Source organism: Streptomyces sp. ATLC9 (assembly GCF_057196705.1).
On the sequence record NZ_JBXUOY010000270.1, the window covers coordinates 1 to 6,792 of the forward strand.

At 77.0% G+C, this 6,792-nt stretch carries 8 protein-coding genes; 5 read left to right on the plus strand and 3 right to left on the minus strand.

The window, feature by feature from the left end:
• The 3 genes from AC2CJA_RS22115 to AC2CJA_RS22125 form a co-directional block, all read right to left on the minus strand.
• Positions 1-542, minus strand: a 542-nt coding sequence (locus tag AC2CJA_RS22115) for a reverse transcriptase-like protein (RefSeq protein WP_484604426.1), incomplete at its 3' end; no start/stop codon positions are given.
• On the minus strand, positions 542-1,285 hold the full coding sequence (locus tag AC2CJA_RS22120; RefSeq protein WP_484604433.1) for a zinc ribbon domain-containing protein: 744 nt from the start codon (positions 1,283-1,285) through the stop codon (positions 542-544). The genes AC2CJA_RS22120 and AC2CJA_RS22115, both read right to left, overlap by 1 nt.
• Positions 1,282-2,166, minus strand: coding sequence for a Nif3-like dinuclear metal center hexameric protein (locus tag AC2CJA_RS22125; protein WP_484604427.1), 885 nt, complete (start codon positions 2,164-2,166; stop codon positions 1,282-1,284). Before AC2CJA_RS22125 ends, AC2CJA_RS22120 begins: the two co-directional genes overlap by 4 nt.
• A 171-nt stretch (positions 2,167-2,337) precedes the next feature.
• On the opposite strand from AC2CJA_RS22125, the gene AC2CJA_RS22130 reads away from it, so the two are divergent.
• The 5 genes from AC2CJA_RS22130 (at position 2,338) to AC2CJA_RS22150 (ending at position 6,641) form a co-directional block, all read left to right on the plus strand.
• Positions 2,338-3,549 carry a hypothetical protein gene (locus AC2CJA_RS22130; RefSeq protein ID WP_484604428.1) on the plus strand — a complete coding sequence of 404 codons (1,212 nt, stop codon included), beginning with the start codon at positions 2,338-2,340 and terminating at the stop codon, positions 3,547-3,549.
• 61 nt (positions 3,550-3,610) lie between these two features.
• Positions 3,611-3,757, plus strand: a complete 147-nt coding sequence (locus AC2CJA_RS22135; RefSeq protein WP_484604429.1) for a hypothetical protein — start codon at positions 3,611-3,613, stop codon at positions 3,755-3,757.
• A 193-nt stretch (positions 3,758-3,950) separates the two neighbouring features.
• Positions 3,951-4,607 (plus strand): class I SAM-dependent methyltransferase, encoded by a 657-nt coding sequence (locus AC2CJA_RS22140; RefSeq protein WP_484604430.1) that lies wholly within the window; start codon positions 3,951-3,953, stop codon positions 4,605-4,607.
• A 22-nt stretch (positions 4,608-4,629) separates the two neighbouring features.
• A complete protein-coding gene (locus AC2CJA_RS22145; RefSeq protein WP_484604431.1) occupies positions 4,630-5,553 on the plus strand; it encodes an N-acetylmuramoyl-L-alanine amidase in 924 nt (307 codons plus the stop codon).
• Positions 5,554-5,684: 131 nt separating this feature from the next.
• A complete protein-coding gene (locus AC2CJA_RS22150; protein WP_484604432.1) occupies positions 5,685-6,641 on the plus strand; it encodes a DUF5336 domain-containing protein in 957 nt (318 codons plus the stop codon).
• Positions 6,642-6,792: the final 151 nt, after the last annotated feature.

Consider the following 6,792-nt stretch of genomic DNA (forward strand, 5'->3'; position numbering starts at 1 on the left):
GCCGGGGCCCCGGCGGCCGCTGAGAGACCCGGGAGGGCGCCGGCGCCGAGTTCGGCGGTGGAGTCAGCCGGACGCCACTCCTGGCCGCGGCGGCCGGCGTCCATGGCCTCGTTCGCCAGCCGGTCGGCGTGCTTGTTCTCCTCGCGCGGGATCCACTGGTAGGTGACCGACTCCGGCGGGAAGACGGAGGCGGCCTCCAGCGCCAGCGGGCGCATGGCGGGGTGCTTGATCTTCCAGCGGCCCGACATCTGCTCGACGACCAGCTTGGAGTCCATGCGCACCCGCACCAGGGCCCGCGGGTCGAGCGCGTGGGCCGCGCGCAGCCCGGCGATCAGGCCCCGGTACTCGGCGACGTTGTTGGTGGCGGTGCCGATGTACTCGGCCGCCTCCGACAGCGTCCGCCCGCTCGCGGCGTCGCGGACGACCGCGCCGTAGCCGGCCGGGCCCGGGTTGCCGCGGGATCCGCCGTCGGCCTCGACGACGAAGGTCCTGCGGGAGTCCGGGGAGTCCGGGGAGCCCGGGGCCTGCTGCGGACCGGGCATCACAGTCCCGACTCGGGGGTGCGCACCAGGATCCGGCGGCAGTTCTCGCAGCGCACCACCGCGTCGGCCGGGGCCTGGCGGATGTCGTTCAGCTCGGTGATGTTCAGCTCCAGGCGGCAGCCCTCGCAGCGCCGCTGGTAGAGGCGGGCCGCGCCGACGCCGCCCTGCTGCTCGCGCAGCCTGTCGTAGAGCTTGATCAGGTCGGCCGGGACGGAGGCGGCCACGACCTGGCGCTCCTTGGTGATGGTCCCGGTCTCGGCGTCGATCTCCGTCAGCGCCGCGTCGCGCCGTGCCGCCGCGTCGTCGATGCGGGCCTGGACGGAGTCGGCCCGCTGCGCCAGCTCGGCCGCGCGCTCCTGGGCGGACTCGCGGCGCTCCATGATCTCCAGTACGACGTCCTCCAGGTCGCTCTGGCGCCGGGAGAGGGAGGCGATCTCGCGCTGGAGGTTCTCCAGGTCCTTGGGCGAGGTGACCGCGCCGGAGTCCAGGCGCTGCTGGTCGCGGGCGGCGCGCTTGCGCACCTGGTCGACGTCCTGCTCGGCCTTGGTCTGCTCGCGGGCGGTGTCGCTCTCCTCGGTCCGGGCGGCGACCAGCAGGTCGCGCACCTGGGAGAGGTCGGCGGTCAGTCCCTCGATCTCGGCGTGCTCCGGCAGGTTCTTCCGCCGGTGGGCGAGCTGGGTGAGCCGGACGTCGAGGGCCTGGACGTCGAGGAGGCGGATCTGGTCGGCGGGCTCGGCGTTCAGTTGGGGGCTCCTGTGATGGTGGTGGGGGCGGCGCCCTGGGCGGGGGCGGACGCCGCGTGGACGGTCCAGGGGTCGGTGACCGTGCGGGAGACGTGGACGCGCAGCCCCCAGCCGTGCCGCCGGGACACCGCGTCGAGCTGGGCGGCGGCCTGCTCGCACCAGGGCCACTCGGTGGCCCAGTGCGCGGCGTCCACCAGCGCCGGCCCCGTATGGGGGCCGCCGTGCCGCACGGCCTCGGAGGCCGGGTGGTGACGCAGGTCGGCGGTGACGTAGGCGTCGACGCCGGCGGCCCGCACCTGGTCGAAGAGGCTGTCGCCGGAGCCGCCGCAGACCGCGACGGTGCCGACCGGACGGTCCGGGTCCCCGGCGGCCCGCACCCCCTGCGCGGTGGCGGGCAGCCGTGCGGCCACCCGTCCGGCGAAGCGGGCCAGCGGCTCGGGGGTGTCCAGTTCGCAGATCCGCCCCAGGCCGCGCCGTCCGGCCGGGTCGGTGGGGTCGGGCACCAGCGGGCCGGTGACCCGCAGGCCGAGAGCCCCGGCGAGGGCGTCGGAGACGCCGGGGTCGGCGCGGTCGGCGTTGGTGTGCGCCACGTGGAGGGCGGCGCCGGCCCGGATCAGGTCGTGCACGACCCGGCCCTTGAAGGCGTCGGCGAAGACCGTGGTGGTGCCGCGCAGATAGAGGGGGTGGTGGGTCAGCAGCAGGTCGGCGCCGAGCTCCACCGCCTCGTCGGCGGTCTCCCGCACCGGGTCGACGGCGACCAGTACCCGGCCGACCTCGGCGTCGGGGTCCCCGCAGACCGTTCCGACCGCGTCCCACTGCTCGGCCCGCTCGGGAGGCCACAGTTCGTCGAGTGCGGCGATGACATCGGAGAGTGCAGGCACGGGTGAGAGGTTACCTGCCGTGCGCCCCGGTGTGCGGGGCCGGGCGGAGCACACCGGGCGCCTCCCTTCCGGCGAAACGGCCCGCCGTCCCCCGTACGTGTGAAGGCGTCCCGCTCGGGCCGTCCGGCGGGGGGCGCGAAAACTACCGTCCTCACCGGAGGTGATGGGCTGATGACCATCAGTACCGTCGAGGCCGCCCGGAGCGAGGGCGCGAAAACGGCGCACCCCGGCCTCACGATCACCGCGGACGGCTCCTACGCGGCCCGGCTCGCGCCGGCCGGGGACGGGCGCGGCCTGATCCCGGAGCGCTGGACGCTGGACGGCCCGGAGCCGTACGCGGTCCCGCTGCCGGGGCCGCGCCCGGAGGGGCCGGGCGCCCAGGTGCTCCCGCTGCCCGACGGGCGGGTGCTGATCTGCCGTGCGGCCGGCGGCCGGCACGACCTCGCGCTGCTCTACCCCACCGGCCCGGGCACCGGCGAGCTCCCGCTGGGCTCGGTGGGCTGCGGGCCGCTGCGGCTGCTGCCGCCCGCCCCGTACGGCTCGCACGGCCTGCCGGTCCATGCGCTCGCCCCCGGCGAGCACGGTTCGACGGTGTGGCTGGTGCACGGCGGCCCCCGCGGTCCGGAGCCGGTGGCCGAGGTGCCCGGCCGCTGCTCGGGCGGCGCCTGGCTGGACCGCGAGGGCCGCCTGCTGGCCCTGGACCGCACCGACGCCGCCGGGCGCACCAAGACCGTCGTCGTCGACCTGGGGCACGGCGGCGGGGTCTTCCCGCTGCTGGAGCTCACCGAGGACAGCGAGGACCGGCTGCTGCTGGCCGACCCCGACAGCGGTCTGCTGCTCCTGCGCTCCGACGCGCCGGGCGAGACGCGGCTGGGCTGGGGCGTGCTCGGCAGCCACCGGCCCGTGCGCTTCCCCGGCGCCCTGCGCCCGCCGGGCGTCGCGCTGACCCCGTTCGCCGTTCAGCCCGGCCAGGCCCTCACCCCCGAGGGCTGCGCGGTGGCGCTGCGCGCGGACGGGCCGAACGGCACGTGGGTGGCCCTGTGGCGCCCCTCCCTGCGGCGGCTGCGGCATCTGCCCGCCCCGGTGGGGTGGGTGCGGGGCACGGGCCTGTGGACGGCGCGGGGCGAGCTGCGGCTGCCCTGCGCGGGCGGCCCCGCGGGCCGGACACGGTGCGGCCTGGCCCGGATCACGCCGTCGCCGGAGCCCGGGCCGCCGCCCCGGCAGCGCGCGGAGCGCGCCCCGGACGGCCCGGGGGAGGACGGCCCGGGGGAGGACGGCGCGGGCGGGGAGGGCGATCCGCTCGCGGTGCGGTCGGCGGCCTTCACACCGGTGCCGCTCCAGCAGGCGCCACTGCCCCGGAAAGAGGCGGAACGAAGATCGTAGGACTACTACGATCTGGTCGGGTACGGAGGAAGAAGCCTCGAATCCACGGAGTACTCCCGCGATGTCCCAGACCCAGACCGAGACGGGCAGCGAGACCGGCGCCGAGGCCGGCGAGCACCGCGGCCCGGCCGCCGTCGGCGAGGAGCCCTCGGTGCCCGTCCAAGGGCGCCACCGCCGCCCCGCCGGGCAGGAGCCGCGGGAGGACTGATCCCGCCCGCTCCGGTACGTCCTTGCGGGCACGGGCACGGGCCCCGGGTGCCGCGGTCCTCCGCGGTGTCCGGGGCCTTCCCGCCGCCGGGCGCGGAGCGCGCTCCCACGAGCCCCCGCCCACCCGCCTCACCGGCCGGGGCACGCGTGGGGCAGCATGGTCGGCCGCACCACAGGTCAGAAAGGCCGAGCCCATGGATTCCGCAGAGCGACCCGCGCCCGAGGTCCTCGCCGCCTTCGAGGCGGCCAGGGGCTTCATGCCCGCCGACGAGGGGCTGGCGCTGTACGCGGCCGCCCGCGACGCGGCACGGCTGGGGCTGCCGCTGCTGGAGATCGGCACGTACTGCGGCCGCTCCACCCTCCTGCTGGCCGACGCCGCCCGCCGCGCGGACGGCGACGTGACCGTCCTGACCCTCGACCACCACCGGGGCAGCGAGGAGCAGCAGCCGGGCTGGGAGTACCACGACCCCTCCCTGGTGGATCCCGAGGTGGGGCTGATGGACACCCTGCCCTTCTTCCGCCGCACCCTGCACGCCGCCGGGCTGGAGGAGCACGTCGTCGCGCTCGTCGGACGCTCGCCGCGGGCGGCGTCGGTGTGGGGCGGCCGGCTCGGCCTGGTCTTCGTCGACGGCGGGCACACCGACGAGCACGCGAGCGCCGACTACGAGGGCTGGGTCCCGCATCTGGCCGAGGGCGGGCTGCTGGTCATCCACGACGTCTTCCCGGACCCGGCCGACGGCGGCCAGGCACCCCACCGCATCCACCGCCGCGCGCTGGCCTCCGGCGCCTTCTCCGAGGAGCGTGCGGTCCGCTCGCTGCGCGTTCTGCGGCGTACCGGTCCGGGCCTGTAGGACGCGGCGCTACGATCCGGTCATGTCCCTCGGCCGACGGCTGTCCGCCCCTGCCGTGATCCTCGTGATCGCGCTGTCCGCCCTCCTGGCGGGCCTGCTGGTGTGGCGGTCGGCGCGGGACACGGAAGCCGGCGGGACGTCCGGCACCCCCGGGGTGTCCGGAACGCACCCCTCCGTACCCTCCCGGGTGCCGGAGGAGACCGGGGAACCGGACGGGGCCGCAAGGCCCCTGGACGGCGCCGTGGTGGTGCTCGACCCCGGGCACAACCCGGACAACCGCGAGCACACCCGCGAGATCGCGCGCCGGGTGGACGCCGGCACGCACCGCAAGGAGTGCGACACCACCGGTACGGCCACCGACTCCGGCTACGCGGAGGCGTCCTTCACCCTCGACGTCGCCCGCCGCGCCCGCCCCCTCCTCGAAGAGCTGGGCGCGAGGGTGGAGTTCACCCACGACGGCGACCGCCCGTACGGGCCGTGCGTGGACGAGCGCGCCCGGATCGGGAACGAGGCGGGGGCCGACGCGGTGGTCTCGGTGCACGCCGACGGATCGGGCGAGGGCGACCGGGGCTTCCACCTCATCCTCCCGGCGCGGGTGACCGAGGGCGCGGCCGACACCCGGCGGATCACCGCCCCCTCGCGCCGGCTGGGCGAGCGCCTCGCCGAGGCCTTCGCCGAGGCCACGGGCTCCGGGCCGGCCGACTACCTGGGGGGCCCGGTGGCCGACACCGGTCTGACCGTCCGCGACGACCTGGGCGGACTGAACCTCTCCCGGGTGCCCAAGGTCTTCCTGGAGTGCGGCAACATGCGCGACCCGCGAGAGGCCCGGCATCTGGCCGATCCCGAGTGGCGGCAGCGCGCGGCCCGCGGCATCGCCGAGGGGGTCGCGGCCTTCCTGCTGGGCGAGCGCGGCGGCGCGCGGGGCGGCGCCCGAGGCGGCGCGTGAACCGGTGAGCGGGCCGGCGGGACGGGCCGGGGCCGGGCGGGAGAACCCGCCGGACTCCGCGGAGCGTCCTTCCGTACGATAGGGCCCGCCCCGTCTGACCAGACCATGACGAAACCGATTAAGGATATTACGTGAACATCCGCTCGCTCACCCGAAGCGATGGCGCGGTTGCCGGAGCAGCGGTACTGCTGTTCATCGCCTCGTTCCTCGCCTTCTTCAAGGCCGACGACTGCACCGAGAACTGCACGGTCAGCAGCTGGGATCCCGCGCTCTTCCCGCTGCTGCCGACGGTGACGCTCGCCGCGCTGATCGCGGCCGCCCTGCTCGTCCTCGGACGGATCATGCCCGGGGAGCGCAAGGTGGCGGGGCTCGGTCTCGACCAGTGGGGCACCGCGCTGGCGGTCTTCGTCGGCTGGGCGGCGCTGTGGTCGGTGTTCGCCACCATCGCGCCGGACCCGGAGGGCCTGGACCTCAACCGCAACATCGACCTGGGTGCGGGCGCCTGGCTGACCCTCATCGGCGGTCTGCTCCTGGCGGTCTTCGCCGTCCTGGGCAACACCGTGGGCGCGCTCAGGGCCCCGCTGCTGCCGGCCCCCTCCCCGCAGGCCCCGAACCCCTACGGTCCGGGCCCGCAGGCCGGCGGCTACGGCTACCCCGGCGCCCAGCACGGCCAGCCGATGCACGGCCAGCCGATGCAGGGGCAGCCGCAGGGCGGTTACGGCTACCCGGGCGGCCCGCAGCCGGGTCAGCCCGACCAGCACGGCCAGGCGGTGCAGGGCCAGGCGGCGCAGGGCCAGCCGGCGCACGGCCAGCACCAGCCGTACGACGGGGGCCGGCCGGCGCCGCAGCAGCAGGCGGCCCCGGCGGGCGGCGGCGCTCCGGCCGACCCGAACTTCCAGCCCTTCTGGTTCGCCGTTCCGGTCGCGCGGCCGCTGTACGGCGAGGACGGCTCCCCCGCCCCGGTCGCCGAACTGGCCCCGGGCACCTGGTACCTGGCGGTGGAGCAGCGCGGCCAGGCGCTGGTGGCGCAGACGCAGGACGGCCGCCGCGGCGTCCTGCAGGACACCTCCGGCATCCAGCGCGGCTGAATACCCCGCGATACCCCGCGCGCTCGCGCGAGCGGTCGTGGGGGGGGGGGGGGGGGGGGGGGGGGGGGGGGGGGGGGGGGGGGGGGGGGCGCGGGGGGGCGGGCGCGGCGGGGGGGGGGGGGGGGGGGGGGGGGGGGGGGGCGGCGGGCGG

Bases quoted from the DNA above. Each gene is read 5' to 3' on its own strand.
- AC2CJA_RS22130 (WP_484604428.1), top strand. From the start codon at position 2,338: ATGACCATCAGTACCGTCGAGGCCGCCCGGAGCGAGGGCGCGAAAACG.
- AC2CJA_RS22135 (WP_484604429.1), top strand. From the start codon at position 3,611: ATGTCCCAGACCCAGACCGAGACGGGCAGCGAGACCGGCGCCGAGGCC.
- AC2CJA_RS22140 (WP_484604430.1), top strand. From the start codon at position 3,951: ATGGATTCCGCAGAGCGACCCGCGCCCGAGGTCCTCGCCGCCTTCGAG.
- AC2CJA_RS22145 (WP_484604431.1), top strand. From the start codon at position 4,630: ATGTCCCTCGGCCGACGGCTGTCCGCCCCTGCCGTGATCCTCGTGATC.